Consider the following 24,094-nt stretch of genomic DNA (forward strand, 5'->3'; position numbering starts at 1 on the left):
ATTCAGCTCGCGAGAGAGCGTGTCACAGACAGCAGGATGAAGCAGAGCAGCATCGTGAGCATGAACGCGACGTCGAGCGCGACCGGACCGATGCGCACGGGAGGGATGAAGCGACGAATCAGCTTGATCGGCGGGTCGGTGACCGTGTAGACGAGCTCAGCGGCCACGAGTCCGGCGCCTTTGGGGCGCCATTCCCGGTTGAAGATCGGAATGTACTCGAGGATCACCCGGGACAGCAGAACCAGGATGTAGATCAGCAGGAGGACGTTCGCGATGGATGCGACGAGGCGGACGATCTCCACGGTCGGCTACTGCTGCGCGAACGGCGCCGCCTCGGGGTCGGCCTGTGCGACCGCCCCGTCGCCGGACACCGCGACGTTCTCGGGCGAGAGCAGGAAGACCTTGCTCGTGACCCGCTCGATGCGGCCGTAGAGCCCCAGGGACAGACCGCTCGCGAAGTCGATGAGACGGCGTGCGTCCGCGTCGCTCATCTGAGAGAGATTGATGATCACCGGGACGCCGTCGCGGAAGTTCTCCGCGATGATCTGCGCGTCGCGGTACTGCTTGGGGTGCACCGTCAGGATCTCCGTGACGGCACCCACCGAGGGCTGGCGCACGACGGCGGGACGGTGCAGCGGTGTGATCGGAGCGGCCGCCTTCTCGACGACCTGCTCGCTCTTGCGGCCGGTGCGCGTCGGCGCGGGCTCCTCGTAGACCTCTTCCTCGTCGGCGAGGCCCAGGTACACCATGGTCTTCTTCAGCGGGTTCGACATCGCATCCTCCGTTTGCTCGTCACTTCGAGGCTAGCCGCGCTCGGGGCGCGGACCCGTGATTGCCGAGCCGATCCGCAGGTGTGTCGCGCCCGCGTGGACCGCCTCGACGAAATCCCCCGTCATCCCGGCCGAGATCCAGCGCGCCTCCGGGGCGATGGCGCGCACTCGTTCCGCGTACCGGCGCAGGCGCGCGAAGGCCCTGGCCGGCTCCTCGTCCAGAGGGGCGACGGCCATGATGCCACGCAGCCGCAGCGTCGCGCAGCCGCTCACGTGCTCGACGAGGGCGTCCAGCTCGTCCGGCGCCGCTCCCCCGCGATCCGGGTCGTCGGTCATGTTGACCTGGACAAGAACGTCGAGGGCGGGTTCGTCGGGCGCGGCGGCGCGGTCGAGCGCGTCCGCGAGGCGGGTGCGGTCGACCGTGTGCACGACGGATGCCGCGGACCGCACCGCGCGCGCCTTGTTCGTCTGCGCCTGCCCGATGAAGTGCCAGCGCAGATCGTCGAGCCGGGCGGTGTCGGCCGCCTTCGCGGTCAGCTCCTGCTGGCGGTTCTCCCCGACGTCCCGGACGCCCAGGGCGTGCAGCCGCTCGACGAGCGACGCGGGGTGGAACTTCGTCACCACGATCCGCGTGAGCCCGGCCGGATCACGGCCGGCGTCGCGCGCGGCCGCGGCGACGCGGTCGTCGATCTCGGCGAGACGTTCGGCGAGCTGGTCGTGCACGTGTCCTCCGTCGGGACGAGCGGATGTCGGTGGATATGGTGCGGGCGGGTCCGCAGAGCGCCGAGGCTCGCGGACCCGCCCGAGCGGGTGTCCGGGACTACTTGAGGAAGTCCGGGATGTCGAGGTCGTCGTCGCCGAACGCCGAGTCGTACGAGGACGGCTCGGAGACGGCCACGGCGACGGGCACGGAGACCGGCTTCTCGACCGGGACCGGCGGAGCCGGCTTCTCGGCGACCACCGGGGACTCCTCGGGCGTCGTGAGCGGGTTCACCGCCGGACGCGTCGCCGTGACGGGCTCTAGCCGATGACTCGGCTCGCCGCCGTCGAATCCGGCGGCGATCACCGTGACGCGCACCTCGTCGCCGAGGGTGTCGTCGATCACGGTGCCGAAGATGATGTTGGCCTCGGGATGGGCCGCCTCCTTGACCAGCTGCGCCGCATCGTTGATCTCGAAGATACCGAGGTTCGAGCCGCCCTGGACCGAGAGCAGGACGCCGTGGGCGCCCTCGATCGATGCCTCGAGGAGCGGCGACTCGACGGCGAGCTCGGCGGCCTTGATGGCCCGGTCGGCGCCGCGCGCGGAACCGATGCCCATGAGCGCGGAGCCCGCGCCCTGCATGACCGACTTGACGTCGGCGAAGTCGAGGTTGATCAGACCCGGCGTCGTGATGAGATCGGTGATGCCCTGCACACCGGCCAGCAGCACTTGATCCGCGGTGGCGAACGCCTCGATCATCGAGATGCCGCGGTCGCTGATCTCGAGGAGACGGTCGTTGGGCACGACGATGAGCGTGTCGACCTCTTCCTTCAGCTTCGACACCCCCGCCTCCGCCTGGCTCTGGCGCCGACGGCCTTCGAACGAGAAGGGCTTGGTCACGACGCCGATCGTGAGCGCGCCGATCGACTTCGCGATACGCGCGACGACCGGCGCGCCGCCGGTACCGGTGCCGCCGCCCTCGCCCGCCGTGACGAAGACCATGTCGGCCCCGGCGAGGGCCTCCTCGATCTCCTCGGCGTGGTCCTCGGCGGCTCGTCGGCCGACCTCGGGGTCGGCGCCGGCCCCCAGCCCACGGGTGAGCTCGCGACCGACGTCGAGCTTGACGTCCGCGTCGCTCATGAGCAGCGCCTGGGCATCGGTGTTCACCGCGATGAACTCCACCCCGCGCAGACCCAGCTCGATCATGCGGTTCACGGCGTTCACGCCGCCACCGCCCACTCCGACGACCTTGATCACTGCAAGGTAGTTCTGGTTCTGGCTCATGCCGGCCTCCGTCTCGTCCCGAACCCTGTCCCGACCGGGCCGAACTTTAAACCTCAGCTAGAAGTTTAAAGAATTACCCGGTATGCAATTCCTGATCTGAAGGTATGCGGCAGCCGGACCCGTTCCCCGCGCATCCTGGGCGTGTCGCGCAAGTCGCCCGCCGATCCGCCCTTCGCCGTCCCTCCACCGCCCGGTTCCTTCCGCCCCCGAGCTCCAGCGGCAGCTGGAGCTCGGGGGGCGGTCAGCGGACGACGAGAGCCTCGGGGGAGGAGACGTCGTACACCGAGACGCCGTCGGGCGGGATGGCCGCCATACCGCGCTCCAGCACCAGCGCCTTCTGGGCCGAACGGTCCGCGCTCCCCCACACGACCTGCGCGTTCGCGGCGCCGAGCGTCAGCGTCACATCGTCGGGGGTGGATGCCGCGACCCCGGTCACCTGCGACCGGAGGTCCGCCGGGAGCGCCCGCATGACGCGCCCCACCGCCGCGAACGCCGTCGAGTCGGCACCGGCGGCGACATCCAGCAAGGGGTAGCCCTCGGGCGCGTCCGGCGTCGTCGAGAGCGCGACGCCGGCCGCGTCGACGAGCGTGTATCCGGCGGCCGACGAGAGCACGCCGATCGGAGTGCGCTCCACGATGCGCACGACGAGATCGTGCGGCGGGCGCGCCTCGAGCGTGTACGACTCGACGAGCGGGAACTGGACGAGAGCCGCTTTCACCGCCGACTCGTCGATGGCCGCGAGGGGCGTGCCGATCTGCGCCGAGAGCGCGTCGGCGACGTCCTCGGCGGGCAGCCGCTGCGTGCCGACGACCTGCACCTGCCGCACGGCGAACAACGGGCTGTACGCCGCCCCCACCGTCACGACGGTGAGAAGCACGAGGGATGCCGCGATGCCGAGCCAGAGGAAACGTCGACGCCGCTGACGCACCGTGAACCGGCGCACCTCCGCTCGCAGCGCGCGTCGGCGCGCCCGCGCGGCGCGCCAGACGTCGCGCATCCCGACCGGACGGGCGCCCGCATCCGGCTCCTCGTTCGCGAGCGGCTCCTTCTCGAGACGTACGGCATCCGGCCGTCCGGCCTCCGGGAAGAGCGGCGCGATCGGCGCGGTCTGCTGGACGTCGGGGTCGAGCGTCTCGGCCGCCGCCCCGGCATCCGCGGCGGCGGGGTTCGGGACGACGCCCGCGTCGCGCGGTCGCTCGCGCGGACGCCGCGGCTCGTCGCGCCCGCGCGGGGCGGACGCCCCCGCGGGCGGCGGCAGCGGCGAGGGCCGGCGCATGGGCTCAGCGGCTCCCGGTCTGAACGGGCGCGCCGAGCGCCGCCAGGACCTGCGGGATGATCAGGTTCACGTTGCCGCAGCCGAGCGTGACCACGAAATCCCCCTCACGAGCGATCGAGGCGGTGTAGTCCGCGGCCTCCTGCCAGTCCCCGACGAAGCGCACCTTGCCCGCATCGTCGAACGCGTCGCGCACGAGCGCCCCGGTCACCCCCGGGACGGGGTCCTCGCGGGCGCCGTAGACGTCGAGCACGACCGTGTGGTCGGCGAGCTCCTCCAGGACGCGGGCGAACTCGCCGGACATGAGCCGGGTGCGCGAGTAGGTGTGGGGCTGGTGCACCGCGATGAGCCGCCCGTCGCCGAGCACCGTCCGCGCCGCCGCGAGCGCCGCGGCGACCTCGGTCGGGTGGTGCGCGTAGTCGTCGTACACGCTGACGCCGCGTTCGACCCCGTGCAGCTCGAAGCGGCGCGCGGTGCCGGAGAACCCCTCGACCGCGCGAGCCGCGTCGAGGAACGGGTGGCCGAGAGCTGTCAGCACCGCGATCGCACCGGTCGCGTTGACCGCGTTGTGCGCACCGGGAACGGCCAGCTGCACGCGGGCGCGCTCCTCGCCGCGGGCGACGGTGAAGGCGACCGGGCCGTCGGTGACGACGTCGGCGATCCGGACGTCGGCGTCGGCGGCGAGGCCGAAGCTCAGCACGTGCTCGTGCGACAGCCGGCGGGCCACGTCACGCGCGCCCTCGTCATCGGCCGAGATCACGACCGCCTCGTGAGCGGCGTCGGCGAAGCGGACGAACCCGTCGAAGAACGCGTCGCGTGATCCCCAGTGGTCGAGATGGTCCGGGTCGACGTTCGTGATGAGGGCGATCGAGGTGTCGTAGAGCAGGAACGTGCCGTCGGACTCGTCCGCCTCGATGACGAAGAGCTCGTCCGTCCCGGGGCCGCTCGACGTGCCGAGCTGGGCGATCACTCCCCCGTTGACGAAATGGGGGTCGGCACCGAGCGCCTGCAGGGCGGTGACGATCATCCCGGTCGACGTCGTCTTGCCGTGCGCTCCCGCGACCGAGACGAGGCGACGCCCGCCGATCAGCCAGTGCAGCGCCTGCGAGCGGTGGATGACCGCGAGACCGCGCTCCTTCGCCGTGACGTACTCGGGGTTCTCCGGCCAGATCGCTCCGGTGTGCACCACGGTGTCCGCATCGCCCAGATGGGCGGCGTCGTGCCCGACGTGCACCTCGGCGCCGGCGGCCGCGAGCGCACGCAGCGCGGCGCTGTCGGCACGGTCGGATCCCGAGACGCGGATGCCCCGCGCCAGGAACATGCGGGCAAGACCCGACATGCCGGACCCGCCGATGCCGATGAAGTGCGCGGCATCGATCGAGGAGGGGATGGGAAGGCTCAGGTCGGGTCTGATCATGACCCGACAAGTCTAGGTTCGCGTGCCCGGATGCGCACCCAGGGCGCGCCCGCGCGGGTCGGCGGCGATCGGCGCCCGCAGCCGCTACAAAGGACAGCATGACGTCGCTGCGCATCCCGATCGATCCGGCCGCCGAGACTCCGCCCTTCGAGCAGCTGCGCGTCGGGATCCTGTCGGCGACCGCCGCGGGCACGCTGACGCCCGGCGAGCGGCTGCCGACCGTGCGCGGGCTGGCCGCCGAACTCGATCTCGCTCCGGGCACGGTGGCGCGGGCGTATCGCGAGCTCGAGACCGCGGGGGTCGTCGAGACGCGCGGCCGGGCCGGGACGTTCGTGGGCCTCGACAGCGACCCGGTCCGCCGCGAGGCGCAGCGCGCTGCGGGCGAGCTCGTCTCCCGGATGCGCGAGCTCGGCCTCCGCGACGGCGAGGTCATCGCGCTCGTGACCGACGCCCTGACCGCGGCGCCGGAGTGACCGCCCGCGCCGTCAGCGCCCGAGAGCGCGGTCGATGTGCGCGAGGACGTTCTCGGCTCCGCGCCGGGTGCCGACGGATGCGGCGGCCCGCCGCATCCGATCGATCCGGTCGCGGTCGCCGAGCAGCGGCACGATCTCGGCGCGCACGCGCTCGGCGGTGAGCTCCGCGTCGGGGATGATCACGGCCGCCCCGGCTGCGACGGCGGATGCGGCGTTGAGCCGCTGCTCTCCGTTGCCGACGGCATAGGGCACATAGACGGCCGGGATGCCGAGCGCACTGATCTCGCTGACCGTCGCCGCGCCCGAGCGCGACACGATCACGTCGGCCAGCGCGAAGGCGAGGTCCATCCGGTCCACGTAACGGCGGAGGGCGTAGCCGACCTCGCCGGGGTCGGCGAGGTCGGAGCGCTCCCCCGTGATGTGGACGAGCTGCCAGCCGGCCTCCCGCACGTCGCGCCAGGAGCCGCCGAGCGCCTCGTTCAGCCGGAGAGCTCCGAGCGAGCCGCCGAAGACGAGCAGCGTCGGACGGTCCGGATCGAGGTCGAAGAAGCGGGCGGCCTCCGCGCGCGACGCCGTGGGGTCGAGCTCGACGATCTCGCGTCGCAGCGGCATGCCGACGACCTCGCCGCGGCGGAGCGCTGTGCCCGGGAACGCCACGCCGACGGCCGCCGCACGCCTGGCGCCGAGCACGTTCGCGAGTCCGGGCTTCGCGTTCGCCTCGTGCACGACATACGGGACCCGTTCCCGGGAGGCCGCGATGTAGGCGGGAGCGGCGGCGTATCCCCCGAACCCGACGAGCACGTCGACGTGCCTGGCGCGGATGTGCGCGCGCACCTGCGCGATCGCCCGCCGCAAGCGGGCGGGGAACGCGAGGGCGTTGCGGTCGGGGCGGCGAGGGAACGGCACCTTGTCGACGAAGAGCAGCTCGTAGCCGCGCTCGGGCACGAGTCGCGCCTCGAGTCCCTCGCGCGTGCCGAGGACGAGGATCTCGGCCTCGGGCTCGCGTGCGCGCAGGGCGTCTGCGACGGCCAGGAGCGGATTGACGTGTCCGGCGGTGCCGCCGCCGGCGAGAAGATAGGTCGTCACCGGGCGATTCTGCCACGCGCCGGCGGCACGGCCGGCGCGTGGCCGCCTCGGGCCGGCAGCGAGCGCGCGAACGAGAGCAGCACACCGCACGCGAGCAGCACCGACACGAGCGAGGTGCCACCCTGCGACATGAACGGCAGCGGGACGCCGAAGACGGGGAGCAGCCGCAGGACGACGCCGATGTTCAGCAGCGCCTGTCCGACGATCCAGATCGTGATGGCGCCCGCGGTGATCCGCACGAACGGGTCGTCGGTCTTGCGCACGATGTGGAAGGCGCCCACGGCGAAGAGGGCGAACAGCAGGAGCACGACGATGCAGCCGATGAGGCCGAGCTCCTCGCCCACGATCGCGAAGATGTAGTCGTTCGCCGCGGCCGGAAGCCAGCTGTACTTCTCCTTGGAGTTGCCGAGGCCGAGGCCGAAGACGCCGCCGCCGGCGAGTCCCCAGATCCCGTGCAGCGGCTGGTAGCAGTCGCCGTAGTAGTCGGCGAGGCAGTCCTCGTTCAGGAAGCTCATGAACCGGCGCATCCGGTCGGGACTGCTGATGGCGAAGTAGGCCACCGCACCGGCCGCGAGGATCGCCGGCAGGATGAACACCCGCAGCTTCACCCCGGAGAAGAAGAGCGCCGCGAGCAGGATCAGCACGAGGATCAGCACCGTGCCGAGGTCGTGCCCGGCCATGACCGTCGCGATCACGGCGACCGCGACGGGCACCGCGGGGATGAACACGTGTCGCCAGTCGGCGAGCAGCGTGCGCTTGCGGTAGAGGATGAAGCCGAGCCACACCGCCAGCGTGATCTTGAGGAACTCCGACGGCTGCGCCTGAACGCCGGCGATGGAGATCCAGTTGCGGTTCCCGTTGGCCGACACACCGAGGCCCGGGACGAACACGAGCATCTGGAAGAGCGTGGCGAGGATCAGCGCCGGCCACGCGATCCGCTTCCAGAAGGTCAGGGGCATGCGCGACGCGAGGAACATGATCGGGATGCCGAGCGCGGCGAACACCGCCTGCTTCAGCACGGCGTCGTAGGGTCCGCCGCCGGCGTCCTCCGCGGTCGCCGAGGTCGCCGAGAGCACCATCACCAGTCCGAAGCCGGTGAGCAGCAGCGCCGTGGAGGCGATCGTCAGGAACTCGCTCGGCACCGGGGCGAACACGCGGCCGAGCGAGACGCGCGCGGCGAGACCCCGTCGTGGGCCGGGCTCAGGCTCCGGCGGGACCGGTCTGGTCCGCGTCGTGTCGACCACCCGCATCCCTTCCGATCCGTTCCCGCACGGCCCGGGCGAAGAGCCGGCCGCGGTCGGCGTACGAGGCGAACTGGTCGAAGGATGCGGCGGCGGGGGCGAGCAGGACCACGTCCCCGTCACGCGCGACCTGCACCGCCAGTTCGACGACCTGCGCCATGACGTCTTCAGTCTGCGTGGGATCGACCTCGAAGACGGGCACGTCGGACGCGTGTCGTGCGAACGCGGCGAGGATCACGTCGCGCTGCGCGCCGATCACGATCGCGGCCTTCGCGTCGCGCCCGCGTCCGGCGACCAGTCCCGCGATGTCCACACCCTTGAGGAGCCCGCCGACCACCCAGATCGCGCCCGGATACGCCGCGAGCGACGAGTCCGCGGCGTGCGGATTGGTCGCCTTGGAATCGTCGACCCAGGTGACTCCCCCGGCGACGGCGACGACCTCGATGCGGTGCGGGTCGAGCCGGAATCCGGCCAGCGCCTTGCGGATGTGCTCGGGCGCGACCTCGAGCGACCGGGCGAGGGCCGCCGCGGCGAGGATGTTCGCGACCACGTGCGGCGCGGACAGTCCTTGCGCCCGGAGCTCGTCGAGAGTGGTCAGCTCCAGAGCGCTGCGGTGGCGGTCCTCGAGGAAGGCGCGGTCGACGAGGATCCCGTCGACGACGCCGAGGTCGCTCGGACCCGGCGAGCCGAGGTCGAACCCGATCGCACGGGCGCCGTCGACGACGTCGGCCTCCTCCACCATGCGGCGCGTGGCCGCATCCGCCTTGTTGTAGACGCACGCGACGCGGGTGTTCCGGTAGACGACGGCCTTCGCGTCGCGGTACGCGTCCGCGGAGCCGTGCCACTCGAGATGGTCATCGGCGAGGTTGAGACAGACGCCGGCGTGCGGAGACAGCGGCTCGGGCCCGGTCTGCAGCGACAGGTACCAGAGCTGATGGCTGGAGAGCTCGACGACCAGCACGTCGAAACCCCCGGGATCGCGGACGGCGTCGAGAACCGGGATCCCTATGTTGCCGCAGGGCGCCGCGCGCAGCCCGCCCGCGGCGAGCATGGCGGCCGTCAGCCCGGTCGTCGTCGTCTTGCCGTTGGTGCCGGTGATCAGCACCCAGTCCGCGGGCGTGCCGTCTGCCCGCACGACCTTGTCGCGCACACGCCAGGCGAGCTCGACGTCGCCCCAGAGCGGGATGCCCTCGCCCTGTGCCCAGCCGACGACCGGATGCCACGGGGCGAAGCCCGGAGAGGCGACGATGACCTCGGGACGATGGTGGCGCACCTCGTGCGGCACCCGGTCGAGCGGGCCGGTCCACAGCCGCGCTCCGACCACCGGGAGCAGCCGCGCGTACTCCTCGTCGGCCTGCTCGCTCACGACGAGCACATCGGCACCGAGCTCGGCCAGCGTGTCGACGACGGAGAAGCCGGTGACGGAGAGACCGAGCACGACGACCCGCAGCCCCGACCAGTCGGCGTTCCAGCTGGTCAGCGCATCGAGGCGCGCCTCGCTCATGTGCGCACCAGCCACTCCACGTAGAAGAGGCCGACGCCCGCCAGGGCGAGCAGGCCCGCGATGATCCACATCCGGACCACGATCGTGATCTCCGGCCACCCCCGCATCTCGAGGTGGTGATGGAGCGGGCTCATCAGGAACAGCCGCTTGCCGCGGGTCAGCTTGAAGTAGGCGCGCTGCAGGATCACCGAGCCGGAGGCGAGGACGTAGACGCCCGCGATGACGGCGAGCAGGATCTCGGTGCGGGTGAGGATCGCCATGGCGGCGATGATCCCACCGATCGACATCGAGCCGACGTCGCCCATGAAGACCTGGGCCTTGGGCGCGTTCCACCAGAGGAAGCCGACGAGCGCGCCGATGAACGCCGCCGCGATGATGGCGAGGTCGAACGGATCCCGGGTCTGGTAGCAGGCGTCCTGCAATCCCCGCCCGATCGCCTCGACGTCGCAGGGCTGCTTGAACTGCCAGAACGCGATGAGGGCGAGCGCGCTGGTGACGAAGATCGCCGACCCGGCCGCGAGCCCGTCGAGGCCGTCCGAGACGTTGACGGAGTTCGACGCCGCGACGCCGAGGAAGGCGATCCAGGCGAGGTAGAGGATCCATCCGACGACGAACCCGAGCGCCATGAACGAGAGCACGGGGATGTCGCGGAAGAGCGAGACGTACGGGCTCGCCGGCGTCTGCCCGTCGGCGTTCGGGAACTGGAGCGCCACGATCCCGAACGGCACGACGACGAGGACCTGGCCGAGGATCTTGCGCCATCCGCTCAGCCCCAGGCTGTTCTGCCGCCGCACCTTCATGTAGTCGTCGATGAACCCGACCGCACCGAACCCCACCATCATCCAGATGACCAGGAGTCCGGAGATCGTCGGCGGGTTGCCGCCCGCATACGTGCCGATGAAGTATCCGACCAGAGCCCCCACGATGAAGATCGTGCCGCCCATCGTGGGGGTGCCGCGCTTCGCACCGTGGCTCGGGTTGTGCACGTTCTCCGGCGTACGGATGACCTGTCCCCAGCCCCACTTGCGGAACAGCCGCAGGAAAACGGGGGTGAGGAACAGCGTGAAGGCCAGCGAGATCGCCGCGGCAGTCAGGAGGGATCTCACGAGAACGATTCTCCCAGTCGGTCGCCGAGGAACCGGAGGCCCGCGGAGTTGGAGGACTTCACCAGCACCCGGTCGCCGTCGCGCAGCTCGCCGAGGAGGTAGTCGTAGGCCTCGTCGGCGTCGGGGAAGAAGACGGCCTCGTCGCTCCAGGAGCCTTCGGCGATCGCCGAGATGTACATGCGCCGCGCCTCCGTCCCGATCACGACGATCCTCGGGATGCGCAGGCGCACGGCGAGCTCGCCGATGCGGTCGTGCTCCTCGCCGGCGTACTCGCCCAGCTCGCTCATCGCACCGAGCACGGCGACCATGCGCTCTGCGGGCCCCGTGATCTGCGCGAGGGTGCGCAGAGCAGCCGTCATCGAGTCCGGGCTCGCGTTGTACGCATCGTTGATGATGCGGATGCGGTCCGAGCCGAGGGGCTGCATGCGCCAGCGCTCGGCGATCTCGACCGTCTCGAGCCGTGCCACGCACTCCGCGAGGCCGACGCCCAGAGCGGTCGCGGCGGCGACGGCGGCGAGGGCATTCATGACGTGGTGGGCGCCGAGCACGCGGAGCGTGGCGGCCGCGGACTCGCCGTCGACCGTGAGCGTGAACCGGGTGCCGGATGCGGACACCTCGACGTCGCTCGCGCGCACCGCCGCCTCGGCCGAATGGCCGAACCAGCGGACGGACGCGTCCCGCTCCGCCGCGATCGGCGCCATCGCCCGCACGCGTGCGTCGTCGGCGTTGAGCACGGCGAGGCCGCCGGGACGCAGAGCCCGCACGAGCTCGGACTTCGCCGCGAAGGTCGCCTCGATGCCGCCGAAGCCGCCCGCGTGCGCCATCCCCACCATGAGCACGACACCGAGATCGGGCTCGACGAGCCCCGCGAGGCGCGCGATCTCGCCCGGGCCGCTCGCGCCGAACTCGCTCACGAGGAATCCGGTGTCCTGCCGGACCCGGAGCATCGTGAGCGGGGCGCCGACCTCGTTGTTGAACGAGGCACGCGGGGCGACCGTCTCGCCCTCGGGCTCGAGGATGCGGGCGAGCAGGTTCTTGGTCGTCGTCTTTCCATTCGAGCCGGTGATGCCGACCACGCGCAGATCGCCCTCGGCGCGGACTCTGACAACGACCTCGCGCGCGAGGTCGGCGAGGGCGCCGACCGCGTCCGCCACGACGATCTGGGTGACCGGCACCTCGACGGGCCGCTCGACGATGGCGAGCACGGCGCCCGCGTCCACCGCGGCGCCGACGAAGCGGTGACCGTCGGTCGTGTCGCCGGGTTTGGCGACGAAGACGTCGCCGGGCCCGATCTCGCGGGAGTCGGTGTCGACCACGCCGTCGACGACGGAGTCGGGGGTGTCGGTGCCAGCGAGCCGGAGGGTGCCGCCGAGCACGTGCGCGATGTGGGAGAGAGTGAGTGCGATCATGTCTGGTGCGGGTGCCCGCGGCTCAGCCGGTCTTGGGCAGCAGGACCGGCTGCGAGTCGGAGGGCATGACCCGGAATGTCTTCAGAACCTGGGTCATCGCCTGCTGGAAGGCCGCCGCGTTGGCCGCAGACGACCTTACCCCAGTGGGCTGGTCGAGGGTGACCGCGACCACGTACTCCGGGTCGTCCGCGGGGGCGAAGCCGATGAGGGTCGTGAAGTAGACGCCGCTCTTGTACGTGCCGCCCTCGGAGATCTCACCGGTTCCGGTCTTGCCCGCGACCCGGTACCCGTCGATGGCGAGGGCTTTGGAGAGCGAGCCCTGGACGAACACGTTCTCGAGCATCTGCTGCACCTGCTCCGCGCTCGACGAGCTGACGACCTGGGTCGGGGGGCCCGCGTCCGTCTCCTCGACCGTTCCGTCGGCGAGCGTGCACGACTCGACGAGCGAGAGCGGCACCTTGAGACCGTCGTTCGCGATCGCCTGGTAGGCGCCGACGAGCTGCGGGAGGGTGGTCGACACGCCCTGTCCGAATGAGGTGTTGTAGAAGGTCTGGTTGTCCCATTCCGCGACCGGGCGCAGCACGCCCGTCTCCTCGCCGGGGAACCCGACGGCGCTCACCTGGCCGATGCCGAAGCGCTGCAGGTAGTCGTAGCGGGTCTCGGCGGGCACCATCTCGGCGAACTTCGAGATGCCGACGTTCGACGAGTCGATGAGCACGCCCGCGAGCGTGTAGGTCGTGGCGCCGTGCGAGAGCGCGTCGGTGATGCGCGCGCCGTTCGGGAACGTCTCCCGGCCCGACGCCACCACCGTGGAGGTCGGCGTCGCGACGCCCGAGTCGATGGCCATCGCGGCCGTGAGCGCCTTGAAGGTCGAGCCCGGCTCGAACGTGCCGCGGAAGATCCGGCTGCTGCGATCGGACTCGTCCGTCGCCGAGACGTTGTTGGGGTCGACCGTCGGGTACTCGGCCGCCGCGCGGATCTTTCCCGTCTTGGCCTCGACGACCATGATCTGCCCGTGCTGCGCGCCCTGGTTCTGGGTCTGCTCTGCGATCAGCTGCTGCAGGTACCACTGCAGGTCGCGATCTATCGTGAGGGTCAGGGTGCCCCCGTCCACCGCCGGCGTCTCGGTCTCGGTGCCCGGGATGACGACGCCGTCCTTCCCGCGTTGAAAGACCCGTTCCCCGTCGGTGGCGGCGAGGCAGGAATCCTGCGAGCTCTCGAGGCCCTCGAGCGGGGTGCCGTCCGAGCCGACGAAACCCACGAGGTTGCCGGCGACCGCGCCGTCCGGGTACGTCCGCGCCGGATGCTGCGTCGGAGTGAGGAAGGGAAGGCCGAGGTCCACGAGAGCCCGGTACTTCTCGGTCGAGAGGCCTGTCGCGAGCACGGCGTACTGACTGTCGGGGTTGACCGCGAGCGTGTCCGACACGATCTTCTGCACGTCCTCGGCGCTCTGCCCGGTGATCGCGCCGATCTCGGCGGCGATCGTCGGCCAGTCCACCTCGACGGTGTCGCCGTTCGCGTCGGTGCGCGTGACCGGTCCCACATTGCTCGGGTCCAGTTGGACGTCGTACTGCAGGATGCTGCCCGCGAGCGTCTGCCCGTTCGTGTCGACGATCGACCCCCGGGTGCCGTAGAGGACGTTCTTGCCGCCGGTGGCGATGTTGACCGAGTCCTCGACGTGCTCGCGGGCGTTCACGACCTGGATGTCGACGAGCCGGACGACGAAGACGACCAGCACCGCCAGGACGACGGCGAGGGCCACGACGGTGCGGCGACGGGGGCTGCGGGTGCTTCTCGTCGTCATGGTCTCAGTGTGTCGTGGGGGTCGGCAGTCCGTCGGTCAGCGCCGGGGGTGTCGCGGTATCGGCGCCCGAATCCGCGACCGGCGTCTGCACGCCGTCGATCGTGGCGTCCGGCGCCGTGACGAGCGGGGTCTCGGTCAGGAGCGAGTTCGCCACCGAGCCGCGCCCGAGCGCGTCGATCGACGACGTGTAGACGGATGCCTGCTGGCTGCCGAGGACGGCGCCGTCGCTCAGCCGCAGGTAGCTCGGCGACTCGTTGATGACCATGCCCAGCGCCGCAGCGTTGGCGGCGAGGTACTGTGGCGAGCTGAGCCCCGCGACCTCGTCGTAGAGGATCTGCTTCTGCCAGGTGAGCTCGCGCTGCTGCTGTGTGAGCGCGGACAGCTCGAAGGAGCTCTGGGTCGACAGCACCGAGAACAGCATCTGCGCGCCGGCGATCGCCAGCGCGCCGGCGACCGCCAGGACTCCGTACGCGAGGCGCGGGCGGCGGCGGCGAGCCGGCTGCTCGACGGGACGAAGGGTTCGACCCGGGTCGCGCTGTCCGGTCTCCTCCTCGAAGGGGACCGGAGCGAGGTAGGGCGTGACCGCCGTTGCCGTGTTCACGCGACCTCCCGGATGCGCTCGGCCGCGCGCAGGCGCACGGGGATGGCGCGCGGGTTGCGCGCGCGCTCGTCGTCGCCGGCGAGCTCCGCGCCCTTGACAAGCAGGCGGAACCGGGCGGCGTGCTCGGGAAGCTCCACGGGCAGGCCCGCGGGCGAGGTCGAGGACGCCGCGCGCGCGAGCTCGCGCTTGACGAAGCGGTCCTCGAGGGACTGGTACGAGAGTACGACGATGCGCCCGCCGACCCGTAGCAGATCGAGCGCGGCGGGGATCGCCCGCTCGAGCGAGGCGAGCTCGCCGTTGATCTCGATCCGCAGCGCCTGGAAGACCCGCTTGGCGGGGTGTCCGGCGTTCTTCAGCGCGGCCGGAGTGGCCGCGTCCAGTATCTCGACGAGTCGTCCGGAGCGCTCGAGCGGTGCGTCGGAACGCGCGATCACGATGGCGCGGGCGTAGCGGGCGGAGAGCTTCTCCTCGCCGTACCGCTCGAAGATACGGCGGAGGTTGCCCTCCGAGTACGTGGCGAGCACGTCGGCGGCGGTCGGCCCCTCGGTCTGGTCCATGCGCATGTCCAACGGGGCATCCTTCGCGTAGGCGAACCCGCGGTCGGCCTCGTCGAGCTGCAGCGACGAGACGCCGAGGTCGAAGAGGACCCCGTCCACGCGGTCGATGCCCGCGCCCACCACGGCGCTCGCGATGCCGTCGTACACGGAGTGCACGAGGGTCGTGCGTCCGGCGAACCGGGCGAGCCGCTCGCCGGCGATGCCGAGCGCATCGGTGTCGCGGTCCAGTCCGATCAGGTGCAGACCGGGAAAACGCTCCAGGAACGCCTCGCTGTGTCCCCCCATGCCGAGCGTCGCATCGACGAGGACCGCGCCGGGCGCGTCGAGCGCCGGCGCGAGCAGCTCGATCGTCCGCTCGAGCAGAACCGGGGTGTGGATGTCACGGAGGCTCATGATGCGGGGGCCGGGTCCCTCGGTCCCGATCCCCATCCGCTCTCCTACCTGGCGCGGGGGAAGTGCGTCAGGGCGGGGGCGGCTGGGAATCGGGACCGGGGGCTCAGAACAGGCCCGGGATCACCTCCTGCTCCAGCTCGGAGTAGACGGATTCGTTGCTCTCGGCGTACGTGTTCCACGCGCCGGCGTTCCAGATCTCGGCGTGGGCGCCGACGCCCGTGAGCACGAGGTCGCGCTCGAGGCCCGCGTAGCTGCGCAGGGCCGGCGGGATGGTGACGCGGTTCTGGCCGTCCGGCTTCTCGGCGCTCGCGCCCGAGAGGAACATGCGGAGGAAGTCACGGGCCTGCTTGTTGCTCAGCGGCGCCTCGCGGATGCGCTCGTGCACGCGCTCGAACTCGGCCTCGCTGAACACGTAGAGGCAGCGGTCCTGACCGCGGGTGATCACGACGCCCGCTCCGAGGTCGTCGCGGAACTTGGCCGGAAGGATGACGCGCCCCTTGTCGTCGAGCTTGGGGGTGTGAGTACCCAGCAGCATCCGCGCATCCCCCCTCCTTCGTCCGGCCCACGTGTGAGGTATCCCCCACTTTACTCCACTTTCCTCCACTTCACTACCTGCAACGGCTCCGAGATGGGCCGGCGCTCCCCCCGACGCCGAAAAGCTCGACAGCGCGGTCGCCGACGATCCCCGCCTCGGACGCACGAAAGAGCGCCGCCCCCTCGAAAGGGGGCGGCGCTCAGGCGATCAGCGTGGGATCAGCGGCCTTCCTGGCGGCGGTCCCATCGGTCGTTCATACGATCCATGAAGGAGCCGGACGTCTTGGCGTCCTTGCCTCCCGCGCGCGGAGCGGAGGACGGAGAGCTCCGCAGAGTGCGGGAAGGGGTGACCGCGACGATCACACCGCCGAGCATCAGGACGAAACCGACGACACCGACCACGATCAACTGCGTCGAAAGTCCCACGATCAGGCCACCGAGACCCGCGAGCACCATGATCGTGCCGTAGACGATGTTGCGATAGCTGAGGGCGCGACCGACCTGCGGAGCAGTGACGACATCGGCGTCGTTGCTCATGAGGTGGCGTTCCATCTCATCGAGCAGACGCTGCTCTTGTTCGGAGAGAGGCATTCATCCCCCTTGGGTGACGGTGTGACAAGAATTCTACGCGTCGGCGCTCTGACTAGGCTAGGCCCGTGTCGAGCATGTCAGACGCGATCGAGGCGGTTTCCCAGCGTCTGGACAACTTCTTCGCATCCCGGTTGCGGAATGCGACGGAGGCGGGTCCGGAGGCCGTGCACTTCGTCCGCGCATCCGCATCCGCCGTCCAGGGCGGCAAGCGCCTTCGCGCGCGCTTCTGCCTGACCGGATGGCGCGCCGTCGCCGAGGCCGGCGGCCGGGTCGCGCGACCCGGCGACGCCGTGATCGCGGCGGCCGCGGCGCTCGAGATCTTCCACGCCGCAGCGCTCGTCCACGACGACCTGATCGACAACTCGGACACCCGGCGAGGAAAGCCCGCCGCGCACCGCGCCCTCGAGGCGCACCATCGCGACCAGCGGTGGGCGGGCGATGCAGCCGCCTTCGGACGCTCGGCCGCGATCCTCTCCGGAGACCTCCTCGTCGCCTGGAGCGACGACCTGCTGGAGGAGGGCTTGACCACCGCGAGCTCGGACGAGGCCGCCACGGCCCGCGCCGAGTACGCGCGAATGCGCCGGGACGTGACCGTCGGTCAGTTCCTCGACATCGCCGAGGAGTCCGCGTTCCTCGTCGCGGGCGACGACCGGCACGCCGAGCGAGCGCTGCGCGTCGCGTCGCTGAAGTCCGCGCGCTACAGCGTCGAGCAGCCCCTGCGCATCGGCGCGGCGCTCGCCGGAGCGAGCACCGGCCAGCTGTCGACGCTCAGCGCGTTCGGGCATCCGGTGGGCATGGCGTTCCAGCTGCGCGACGACGTGCTCGGCGTCTTCGGCGACGAGGCCCGGACCGGCAAGCCCTCCGGCGACGACCTCCGCGAGGGCAAGCGCACCGTGCTGGTCGCGTATGCGCGCGAGGTGCTGGCGCCCGGCGCCCGCGCCGTCGTCGACGAGCTGATCGGCGATCCAGAGCTCGACGCGGAGCAGATCGGCGCTCTCCAGCGGACCATCGTCGACAGCGGCGCGCTCGACCGCGTCGAGGACCTCATCGCGGCCTACGCCCGGGATGCGGACCGCGCGCTCTCCGGCGCCCCGCTCGGGAACGTCGCGGTCGGCGAGCTGCGGGACCTCGCGCGCGCGGCGACCTCGCGGACCGCCTGAGCGGCACGCGCCGCCGCACGGGAGGAACCGCGGGGGCGCACTCCGGTCGCTGGGCGAGCGCAGCGAGACGAAGCGCCCACCCCGCCCCTTCGTCTCGTCGCTCCGCCTCTCGCTCAGGGACCGAGAGGGGAGACTTTCGCTTCAGCTTCTCCGCGCCCCTGCGGGGCGCTCCGTGGGGTGGGGAAAGTCCAGGCAATGCGCCTGCTCAACAGAACCGGGGCGCGGAGACTTTCGGGTCAGGTGAGGGTGCGTGCGACGCGCCGAACCTCGCTCTTACGTCCCTGCAGGAGAGACGCGATAGGCGCCTGCCCGATGGACTCCTCGGGTTCGAGCAGCCAGTCGATGGCCTCGTCGTCGGTGAGTCCCGCGTCCCGCAGGGCGATGATCGTCCCGCGGAGCGAGCCGAGCGGCGCTCCGTCCACGATGAAGACGCTCGGCACCGTGAACGGTCCGTGCCGACGCGATCCGATGAGATACGCGTCGTCGATGTAGCGACGTACCCGGCTGAGGGATTCGCCGGTGATCTCGACCAGGTCCGGCAGAGCGAGCCAGTCGGTGGGCGTGCGGGTGTCGATGTCGCCAGTCACTCCGCCATTGTCTCACTCGCCTCCGACCTTCGGGAGCGTGGTCGTGCGTCGGGAAGCCCTCGTCACATACGCCCCATGCGTCACTCTCCTTGACAGAGCTATACACGCGTGCCAGTGTGGCCGGACCCCCGGAAGGACGATCCACCATGAGGAGGACGCCCATGTCTTCGCACGCCCTCGCACACTCCCGTCTCGCCGCTCTCGGCCTCTCCGCCGTCGCCGGCGGGGTCGCGCTCGCGCTGCATCCCACCCCCGTCGAAGCGGCCGAGAGCCGCGTCTCGGCCCTCGAGAACGGCGGTGCGCACACGTTGCGCGCCACTGCCGTCCCCCCGCCCGAGACCCACACCGTCGTCGCCGGCGACTCCGTGAGCGCGATCGCCTCGCGATACGGCCTGGCGACCGCGGACGTGCTCGCATGGAACGGGCTGAGCTGGCAGGACTCCGTCATCCGCCCCGGCGCCGTGCTCCGGCTCACGGCGCCCGTGGCGGCCGCGCCGGCACCCGCCGCCCCGGCGGCACAGGCCGCGCCCGCGACGAGCGTCCACGTCGTGCAGGCGGGCGACACGATCAGCGCGATCGCGAGCCGGAACGGCACGACGACGCAGGCCGTGCTCGCCGCCAACGGCCTCACGTGGGACTCGATCATCTACCCGGGTCAGAGCATCGCGATCCCGGGAGCCGCGCCCGCCGCCTCCGCCGAGCCCGCCGCCGCACCGGTGCCCGCCGCCGCTCCCGCGCTCGAGCTCGATGCCGAGCAGGCGGCGAACGCACAGACGATCATCCGCATCGGACGCGAGCTCGGCGTCTCCGACCGCGGCATCCTCATCGCGCTCGGCACGGCCATGCAGGAGTCCTGGCTGCGCAACCTCGACTGGGGCGACCGCGACTCGCTGGGCCTGTTCCAGCAGCGTCCGTCGACCGGATGGGGCACTGCGGACGAGGTGCGGGACCCCGACCGCGCGACGCGCGCGTTCTTCGGCGGACCCGCCGATCCGAACGGCACGCGCACGCAGGGCCTCCTCGACATCCCCGGGTGGGAGACGCTCCCCTACGCGGATGCGGCGCAGGCGGTGCAGATCTCCGCGTACCCCGACCGCTACGCGCGCTGGGAGCAGCCGGCGACCACGTGGCTCGCGATCCTCGGCTGACAGACTGATCGCTCACGGCGAGACGGAATCGCGCAGGAAGAGGGTGAGCCGCTGCCGGGGCTCACAGCCGCGAATCCGTAGACTCTGAGCGTGAGCACGAGCCAGCGCGCGGATCCGCTGATCGGCCGTCTGGTCGACGGTCGCTACCGCGTGCGCGCGCGCATCGCCCGCGGCGGGATGGCGACGGTGTACGTTGCGACCGACCTGCGCCTCGAGCGGCGTGTAGCCCTCAAGGTCATGCACGGGCATCTGAGCGACGACTCCGTGTTCCAGAGCCGCTTCATCCAGGAGGCACGAGCGGCCGCTCGGCTCGCCGATCCGCACGTCGTCAACGTGTTCGACCAGGGTCAGGACAGCGACATGGCCTACATGGTCATGGAGTACCTCCCCGGCATCACCCTGCGCGATCTGCTCAAGGAGCACCGTCGTCTCTCGGTCCCGCAGACGATCACGATCATGGACGCGATCCTCTCCGGGCTCGCCGCCGCACACCGGGCGGGCATCGTGCACCGCGACGTGAAGCCGGAGAACGTGCTGCTGGCCGAGGACGGCCGCATCAAGATCGGCGACTTCGGCCTCGCGCGCGCGACGACCGCGAACACCGCGAGCGGCCAGATGCTGCTCGGCACGATCGCGTACCTCGCCCCCGAGCTCGTCACCCGCGGCAGCGCCGACGCCCGCAGCGACATCTACGCACTCGGCATCATGCTCTACGAGATGCTCACCGGCGAGCAGCCCTACAAGGGCGAGCAGCCGATGCAGATCGCCTACCAGCACGCGACGGACTCCGTGCCGCGGCCGAGCGCGAAGAACCCGGGCGTGCCCGAGCAGCTCGACGAGCTCGTCCTCTGGGCGACCGAACGCTCCCCCGATGCCCGCCCCGTCGACGCCGACGAGATGCTGCGACGGCTCCGCGACATCGAGCGCGAGCTGGGCGTCGCCCCGCAGGTCGCGCGTACCCTCGCGATCGGAACGGCCGTCGCCGAGGAGGGATACGACTCGGGCGAGCTCACGAAGGCACTGCCGGCCGCCCTCACCGGGCCGCAGCCGGTCGCGGACGACGCCGACAACGCCACCCGCCTGCGCCGCGCCGCTCGCCGCCGCGCCGCCAAGGGCGGGTGGCTGGTCACGATCGTGCTGCTGCTGGCCGCGATCGCCGGCGGCACCGGATGGTGGTTCGGCTCGGGCCCCGGATCGCTCGTCGCCGTGCCGGCCGTGGAGGGCCTCACGTTCGAAGAGGCCCAGAGCGCCCTCCGCGCGGAGACCCTCGTCGCGGAGCGCGGCGAGGAGTACAGCCTCGAGATCGAGACGGGACGGGTGATCCGCACCGAGCCCGGCAGCGGCGAACGGCTCGACAAGGACTCGACCGTGCGCGTGGTCGTGTCGCTCGGGCCGCAGCCCCACGATCTCGGTCCGCTCGCCGGCGGCACGCTGGACGAGGTGACCGCGACCCTGCAGCAGGCGAAGGTCGGGCTCACCGATCCCGAGTACCTCTTCACGGACGCGGCCGACGGCACGGTCGTGGCGGCGTCCGTCGTCCGCCCCTCGGGCGGCGACCCGGTCGACTGCACGAACGGCTGCACGGTCTACGAGGGTGACACCGCGAGCCTCGTCGTCTCCCGCGGCCCCGTGCCGGATGTGTCCGGACTGAGGGTGGACGACGCCGTCCGGGTCCTCGAAGGCGTCGAGCTGGTGGTCTCAGACAACCGGCCGACGCAGAACTCGGAGGACATCGCCAAGGGCAACGTGATCGGGCTCGCCGATCGCGACGGCGGCGGTGACTGGCGCCCGGGAGACACGGTCACCCTGATCATCTCCGACGGTCCGCCGCTGTTCCCCGTCCCCGACGTCGACGGGATGACGCGCGACGAGGCGAAGCGGGCGCTGTCGAACGCCGGGTTCACCGCCGAGTATCTCTCGACGTGGGATCTGTTCCCGAACGACGCCACCGAGGTCGAATCCCAGTCGCCGAGCGCCGGGTCCATGGTGGAGCGCGGCACCCGCGTCTCGCTGCGCTTCAACGTCTCCGGCTGAGTGACGAGGCGGATGCGGGCGGCTCGCCGCATCCGCCTTCGCCGCCGGGTCAGCGGCCGCGGTCGCAGACGACCAGCGAAGGATGCGGAGTCCCCCCTCGGGGAGACTTTCACATCAGCTCCTCCATGCCTCTGGCGGGGCACTCCATGAGGTTGGGGAAGCCCGGTCGCCGTCCTTCGTCTCGGAGCGAGCACTCCTCAGCTCAGGGAGACCTCCGCATCAGCGCTTCTCGAGCTCCTCGGCCACGAGGAAGGCCAGCTCGAGCGACTGCATGTGGTTCAGACGCGGGTCGCACAGCGACTCGTAGCGGGTGGCGAGGGTCGCCTCGTCGATCATCTCGGAGCCGCCCAGGCACTCGGTGACGTCGTCGCCCGTGAGCTCGACGTGGATGCCGCCCGGGTGCGTGCCGACCGCACGGTGCGCCTCGAAGAACCCGCGCACCTCGTCGACGACGTCGTCGAAACGGCGGGTCTTGTAGCCGGTGGGGGTCGTGATGCCGTTGCCGTGCATCGGGTCGGTGACCCACAGCGGCGTCGCACCCGAGTCCTTCACGGCCTCGAGCAGCGGCGGCAGCGCGTCGCGGATCTTTCCCGCACCCATCCGGGTGATGAAGGTGAGCCGGCCCGGCTCGCGCTCGGGGTCGAGCTTGTCGATGAGCGCCAGGGCCGTCTCGATCGATGTGGTCGGGCCGAGCTTCACCCCGATGGGGTTCCGGATCCTGGAGAAGTAGTCGACGTGCGCCCCGTCGAGCTCGCGGGTGCGCTCGCCGATCCACAGGAAGTGCGCCGAGGTGTTGTACGGCGTGTGCGTGCGCGAGTCGATGCGGGTCATGGGGCGCTCGTAGTCCATGAGCAGACCCTCGTGACCGGTGTAGAACTCGACGTGGCGCATCGCGTCGAAGTCGGCGCCGGCGGCCTCCATGAACTTGATGGCACGGTCGATCTCAGTCGCGATCCGCTCGTACCGCTGGTTGGCCGGGTTCTCGGCGAAGCCCTTGTTCCAGCTGTGCACCTCGCGGAGGTCCGCGAACCCGCCCTGGGTGAAGGCGCGGATGAGGTTCAGCGTCGACGCCGCCGTGTGGTACCCCTTCAGCAGGCGCTGCGGATCGGGCGTGCGCGAGCCCTCGGTGAAGTCGAAGCCGTTGACGATGTCTCCGCGGTACGCGGGCAACGTCACATCGCCGCGCGTCTCGGACTCGCTCGATCGGGGCTTCGCGAACTGCCCCGCCATCCTGCCCATCTTCACGACCGGCATCGAGGCCCCGTAGGTGAGGACGACCGCCATCTGCAGCACGGTCTTGATGCGGTTGCGGATCTGCTCGGCCGTCGCCCCCGCGAACGTCTCGGCGCAGTCCCCTCCCTGCAGGAGGAACGCACGCCCGGATGCGGCGCGCGCCAGGCGGTCGCGCAGGCGGTCCACCTCGCCGGCGAAGACGAGCGGCGGAAGGGTCGCGATCTCGGCGGAGACGGTGGCCACGGCGTCGGCGTCGGGCCAGACGGGCTGCTGCTTGATCGGCAGCGCACGCCAATGATCAAGCGGGTCGAGAGAGGAGAGCATCCCGTCAGTCTAGCGACGAGCGGGGGGTCTCAGACGCGCCGGCGACGGCCGCCCGGTCCTTGACCGTCGAGGCGTAGACGTCGTCGTATCGCTGCGCTCCGAGCCGCTGCAGAGCGATCATGATCTCGTCGGTGACCGAGCGCAGGACGTAGCGGTCCCCCTCCATACCGGCGAAGCGCGAGAAGTCCAGCGGCTCACCGATGATGATGCCGACACGCCCGATCCGCGGGATGCGCTTGCCGATGGGCATGACCGTGTCGGTGTCGACCATCACGACCGGCACGACCGGCACGTGCGCCTCGAGCGCCATCCGCGCCAGTCCCGTCCGTCCGCGGTACAGCCGGCCGTCCGGGCTGCGGGTCCCCTCGGGATAGATGCCGAGCAGGTCGCCGCGCCCGAGCACCTGCAGGCCGGTGTTCAACGAGGCCTCGGAGGCCTTGCCGCCGGAGCGGTCGATCGGGATCTGGCCGGTTGCCTTGAAGAAGAACCGGGTGGCCCATCCACGGATCCCACGGCCGGTGAAGTAGTCGCTCTTGGCGAGGAACGACATCCGCCGGTCGATCATCAGCGGGAGGAAGATGGAGTCCGCGAAAGAGAGATGGTTGCTCGCGAGGATCGCGGCACCCTCGGCCGGGATGTTGCGGCGTCCGACGATCCACGGTCGGAAGATCGCCTTGATGATCGGGCCGATCACGACGTACTTCATCAGCCAGTAGAACACCGGTCGACCTCCTCGGTGTCGAGCCCCACTGCGAGCACGGTGCCATCCCTTCGGCTCCGGTGAGCCCACAGAAGCTTAGTGCGCGACGCCTCGCGACTCCTACTCGCGCGGCGACGGTGGGACTCAGTCTCACGCATGCGTAGA

23 protein-coding genes are annotated in these 24,094 nt (G+C 71.0%); 4 read left to right on the forward strand and 19 right to left on the reverse strand.

The genetic code is table 11. The features are described 5' to 3' along the window. Nucleotides 1-2: 2 nt before the first annotated feature. The 6 genes from GVL03_RS03675 to murC all read right to left on the reverse strand — a co-directional run bounded on the left by GVL03_RS03675 (nucleotide 3) and on the right by murC (nucleotide 5,444). The gene (locus GVL03_RS03675) at nucleotides 3-302 is read right to left on the reverse strand and encodes a YggT family protein (protein ID WP_159499633.1); all 300 of its coding nucleotides are present in this window, start codon (nucleotides 300-302) and stop codon (nucleotides 3-5) included. A 6-nt stretch (nucleotides 303-308) separates the two neighbouring features. After that, nucleotides 309-773, reverse strand: coding sequence for a cell division protein SepF (locus tag GVL03_RS03680; protein ID WP_159499635.1), 465 nt, complete (start codon nucleotides 771-773; stop codon nucleotides 309-311). A 30-nt stretch (nucleotides 774-803) separates the two neighbouring features. Continuing rightward, nucleotides 804-1,493 (reverse strand): YggS family pyridoxal phosphate-dependent enzyme, encoded by a 690-nt coding sequence (locus tag GVL03_RS03685; protein WP_159499637.1) that lies wholly within the window; start codon nucleotides 1,491-1,493, stop codon nucleotides 804-806. Between the two features lie 97 nt (nucleotides 1,494-1,590). Then, entirely contained in the window at nucleotides 1,591-2,754 is a 1,164-nt protein-coding gene (gene ftsZ, locus GVL03_RS03690; protein WP_159499639.1) for a cell division protein FtsZ, read from the reverse strand. Nucleotides 2,755-2,995: 241 nt separating this feature from the next. After that, entirely contained in the window at nucleotides 2,996-4,030 is a 1,035-nt protein-coding gene (locus GVL03_RS03695; RefSeq protein ID WP_159499641.1) for an FtsQ-type POTRA domain-containing protein, read from the reverse strand. Between the two features lie 4 nt (nucleotides 4,031-4,034). Then, a complete protein-coding gene (gene murC / locus GVL03_RS03700; protein ID WP_159499642.1) occupies nucleotides 4,035-5,444 on the reverse strand; it encodes a UDP-N-acetylmuramate--L-alanine ligase in 1,410 nt (469 codons plus the stop codon). Between the two features lie 98 nt (nucleotides 5,445-5,542). Here murC and GVL03_RS03705 point away from each other — a divergent pair, with 98 nt between their 5' ends. Beyond that, nucleotides 5,543-5,917: a GntR family transcriptional regulator gene (locus GVL03_RS03705; protein WP_200847048.1), complete on the forward strand. Its 375-nt coding sequence runs from the start codon at nucleotides 5,543-5,545 to the stop codon at nucleotides 5,915-5,917. A 12-nt stretch (nucleotides 5,918-5,929) separates the two neighbouring features. On the opposite strand, the gene murG is transcribed toward GVL03_RS03705, so the two are convergent. From murG to GVL03_RS03755, 10 genes are all read right to left on the reverse strand, one after another. Next, nucleotides 5,930-7,003, reverse strand: coding sequence for an undecaprenyldiphospho-muramoylpentapeptide beta-N-acetylglucosaminyltransferase (gene murG / locus GVL03_RS03710; protein ID WP_159499643.1), 1,074 nt, complete (start codon nucleotides 7,001-7,003; stop codon nucleotides 5,930-5,932). After that, nucleotides 7,000-8,247: a putative lipid II flippase FtsW gene (ftsW, locus tag GVL03_RS03715; protein WP_235038003.1), complete on the reverse strand. Its 1,248-nt coding sequence runs from the start codon at nucleotides 8,245-8,247 to the stop codon at nucleotides 7,000-7,002. The genes murG and ftsW overlap by 4 nt, the downstream gene beginning before the upstream one ends. Next, a complete protein-coding gene (gene murD, locus GVL03_RS03720; RefSeq protein WP_159499645.1) occupies nucleotides 8,204-9,748 on the reverse strand; it encodes a UDP-N-acetylmuramoyl-L-alanine--D-glutamate ligase in 1,545 nt (514 codons plus the stop codon). The genes ftsW and murD overlap by 44 nt, the downstream gene beginning before the upstream one ends. Further along, nucleotides 9,745-10,854 (reverse strand): phospho-N-acetylmuramoyl-pentapeptide-transferase, encoded by a 1,110-nt coding sequence (mraY, locus tag GVL03_RS03725; RefSeq protein ID WP_159499646.1) that lies wholly within the window; start codon nucleotides 10,852-10,854, stop codon nucleotides 9,745-9,747. Before mraY ends, murD begins: the two co-directional genes overlap by 4 nt. Beyond that, nucleotides 10,851-12,263, reverse strand: a complete 1,413-nt coding sequence (murF, locus tag GVL03_RS03730) for a UDP-N-acetylmuramoyl-tripeptide--D-alanyl-D-alanine ligase (RefSeq protein WP_159499647.1) — start codon at nucleotides 12,261-12,263, stop codon at nucleotides 10,851-10,853. The genes mraY and murF overlap by 4 nt, the downstream gene beginning before the upstream one ends. A 22-nt stretch (nucleotides 12,264-12,285) precedes the next feature. Next, nucleotides 12,286-14,067, reverse strand: coding sequence for a penicillin-binding protein 2 (locus GVL03_RS03735; protein ID WP_159499648.1), 1,782 nt, complete (start codon nucleotides 14,065-14,067; stop codon nucleotides 12,286-12,288). A gap of 4 nt (nucleotides 14,068-14,071) precedes the next feature. Continuing rightward, nucleotides 14,072-14,668 carry a hypothetical protein gene (locus GVL03_RS03740; protein WP_200847049.1) on the reverse strand — a complete coding sequence of 199 codons (597 nt, stop codon included), beginning with the start codon at nucleotides 14,666-14,668 and terminating at the stop codon, nucleotides 14,072-14,074. Continuing rightward, nucleotides 14,665-15,654 carry a 16S rRNA (cytosine(1402)-N(4))-methyltransferase RsmH gene (rsmH, locus tag GVL03_RS03745; RefSeq protein ID WP_373683825.1) on the reverse strand — a complete coding sequence of 330 codons (990 nt, stop codon included), beginning with the start codon at nucleotides 15,652-15,654 and terminating at the stop codon, nucleotides 14,665-14,667. The genes GVL03_RS03740 and rsmH overlap by 4 nt, the downstream gene beginning before the upstream one ends. Nucleotides 15,655-15,721: 67 nt before the next feature. Next, nucleotides 15,722-16,153: a division/cell wall cluster transcriptional repressor MraZ gene (gene mraZ / locus GVL03_RS03750; protein WP_159499649.1), complete on the reverse strand. Its 432-nt coding sequence runs from the start codon at nucleotides 16,151-16,153 to the stop codon at nucleotides 15,722-15,724. 218 nt (nucleotides 16,154-16,371) lie between these two features. Further along, nucleotides 16,372-16,743: a DUF3040 domain-containing protein gene (locus GVL03_RS03755; protein ID WP_159499650.1), complete on the reverse strand. Its 372-nt coding sequence runs from the start codon at nucleotides 16,741-16,743 to the stop codon at nucleotides 16,372-16,374. Nucleotides 16,744-16,817: 74 nt separating this feature from the next. Here GVL03_RS03755 and GVL03_RS03760 point away from each other — a divergent pair, with 74 nt between their 5' ends. Continuing rightward, nucleotides 16,818-17,903 (forward strand): polyprenyl synthetase family protein, encoded by a 1,086-nt coding sequence (locus GVL03_RS03760; protein ID WP_159499707.1) that lies wholly within the window; start codon nucleotides 16,818-16,820, stop codon nucleotides 17,901-17,903. A gap of 236 nt (nucleotides 17,904-18,139) precedes the next feature. On the opposite strand, the gene GVL03_RS03765 is transcribed toward GVL03_RS03760, so the two are convergent. Continuing rightward, nucleotides 18,140-18,490, reverse strand: coding sequence for an Rv2175c family DNA-binding protein (locus GVL03_RS03765; RefSeq protein ID WP_235038005.1), 351 nt, complete (start codon nucleotides 18,488-18,490; stop codon nucleotides 18,140-18,142). 161 nt (nucleotides 18,491-18,651) lie between these two features. Here GVL03_RS03765 and GVL03_RS03770 point away from each other — a divergent pair, with 161 nt between their 5' ends. Beyond that, entirely contained in the window at nucleotides 18,652-19,638 is a 987-nt protein-coding gene (locus GVL03_RS03770; protein WP_235038006.1) for a LysM domain-containing protein, read from the forward strand. Nucleotides 19,639-19,728: 90 nt separating this feature from the next. After that, on the forward strand, nucleotides 19,729-21,672 hold the full coding sequence (gene pknB, locus GVL03_RS03775) for a Stk1 family PASTA domain-containing Ser/Thr kinase (RefSeq protein ID WP_159499652.1): 1,944 nt from the start codon (nucleotides 19,729-19,731) through the stop codon (nucleotides 21,670-21,672). Nucleotides 21,673-21,891: 219 nt separating this feature from the next. Here pknB and GVL03_RS03780 read toward each other — a convergent pair whose 3' ends face one another. Both GVL03_RS03780 and GVL03_RS03785 read right to left on the reverse strand, forming a co-directional pair. Next, nucleotides 21,892-23,229 (reverse strand): class II 3-deoxy-7-phosphoheptulonate synthase, encoded by a 1,338-nt coding sequence (locus GVL03_RS03780; protein WP_159499653.1) that lies wholly within the window; start codon nucleotides 23,227-23,229, stop codon nucleotides 21,892-21,894. A gap of 4 nt (nucleotides 23,230-23,233) precedes the next feature. Then, complete coding sequence (locus GVL03_RS03785; RefSeq protein WP_159499654.1) at nucleotides 23,234-23,950, reverse strand: 1-acyl-sn-glycerol-3-phosphate acyltransferase; 717 nt, start codon at nucleotides 23,948-23,950, stop codon at nucleotides 23,234-23,236. Nucleotides 23,951-24,094 lie beyond the last annotated feature (144 nt).

This window comes from Microbacterium sp. 18062, assembly GCF_902706225.1.
Lineage (GTDB): Bacteria > Actinomycetota > Actinomycetes > Actinomycetales > Microbacteriaceae > Microbacterium.

Bases quoted from the DNA above. Each gene is read 5' to 3' on its own strand.
- GVL03_RS03755 (WP_159499650.1), bottom strand. From the start codon at position 16,743: ATGCCTCTCTCCGAACAAGAGCAGCGTCTGCTCGATGAGATGGAACGC.
- murD (WP_159499645.1), bottom strand. From the start codon at position 9,748: ATGAGCGAGGCGCGCCTCGATGCGCTGACCAGCTGGAACGCCGACTGG.
- GVL03_RS03770 (WP_235038006.1), top strand. From the start codon at position 18,652: ATGTCTTCGCACGCCCTCGCACACTCCCGTCTCGCCGCTCTCGGCCTC.
- rsmH (WP_373683825.1), bottom strand. From the start codon at position 15,654: ATGGGGATCGGGACCGAGGGACCCGGCCCCCGCATCATGAGCCTCCGT.
- GVL03_RS03695 (WP_159499641.1), bottom strand. From the start codon at position 4,030: ATGCGCCGGCCCTCGCCGCTGCCGCCGCCCGCGGGGGCGTCCGCCCCG.
- murC (WP_159499642.1), bottom strand. From the start codon at position 5,444: ATGATCAGACCCGACCTGAGCCTTCCCATCCCCTCCTCGATCGATGCC.
- GVL03_RS03780 (WP_159499653.1), bottom strand. From the start codon at position 23,229: ATGCTCTCCTCTCTCGACCCGCTTGATCATTGGCGTGCGCTGCCGATC.
- ftsZ (WP_159499639.1), bottom strand. From the start codon at position 2,754: ATGAGCCAGAACCAGAACTACCTTGCAGTGATCAAGGTCGTCGGAGTG.
- GVL03_RS03760 (WP_159499707.1), top strand. From the start codon at position 16,818: ATGTCAGACGCGATCGAGGCGGTTTCCCAGCGTCTGGACAACTTCTTC.
- GVL03_RS03735 (WP_159499648.1), bottom strand. From the start codon at position 14,067: ATGACGACGAGAAGCACCCGCAGCCCCCGTCGCCGCACCGTCGTGGCC.
- GVL03_RS03705 (WP_200847048.1), top strand. From the start codon at position 5,543: ATGACGTCGCTGCGCATCCCGATCGATCCGGCCGCCGAGACTCCGCCC.
- murF (WP_159499647.1), bottom strand. From the start codon at position 12,263: ATGATCGCACTCACTCTCTCCCACATCGCGCACGTGCTCGGCGGCACC.
- GVL03_RS03680 (WP_159499635.1), bottom strand. From the start codon at position 773: ATGTCGAACCCGCTGAAGAAGACCATGGTGTACCTGGGCCTCGCCGAC.
- mraZ (WP_159499649.1), bottom strand. From the start codon at position 16,153: ATGCTGCTGGGTACTCACACCCCCAAGCTCGACGACAAGGGGCGCGTC.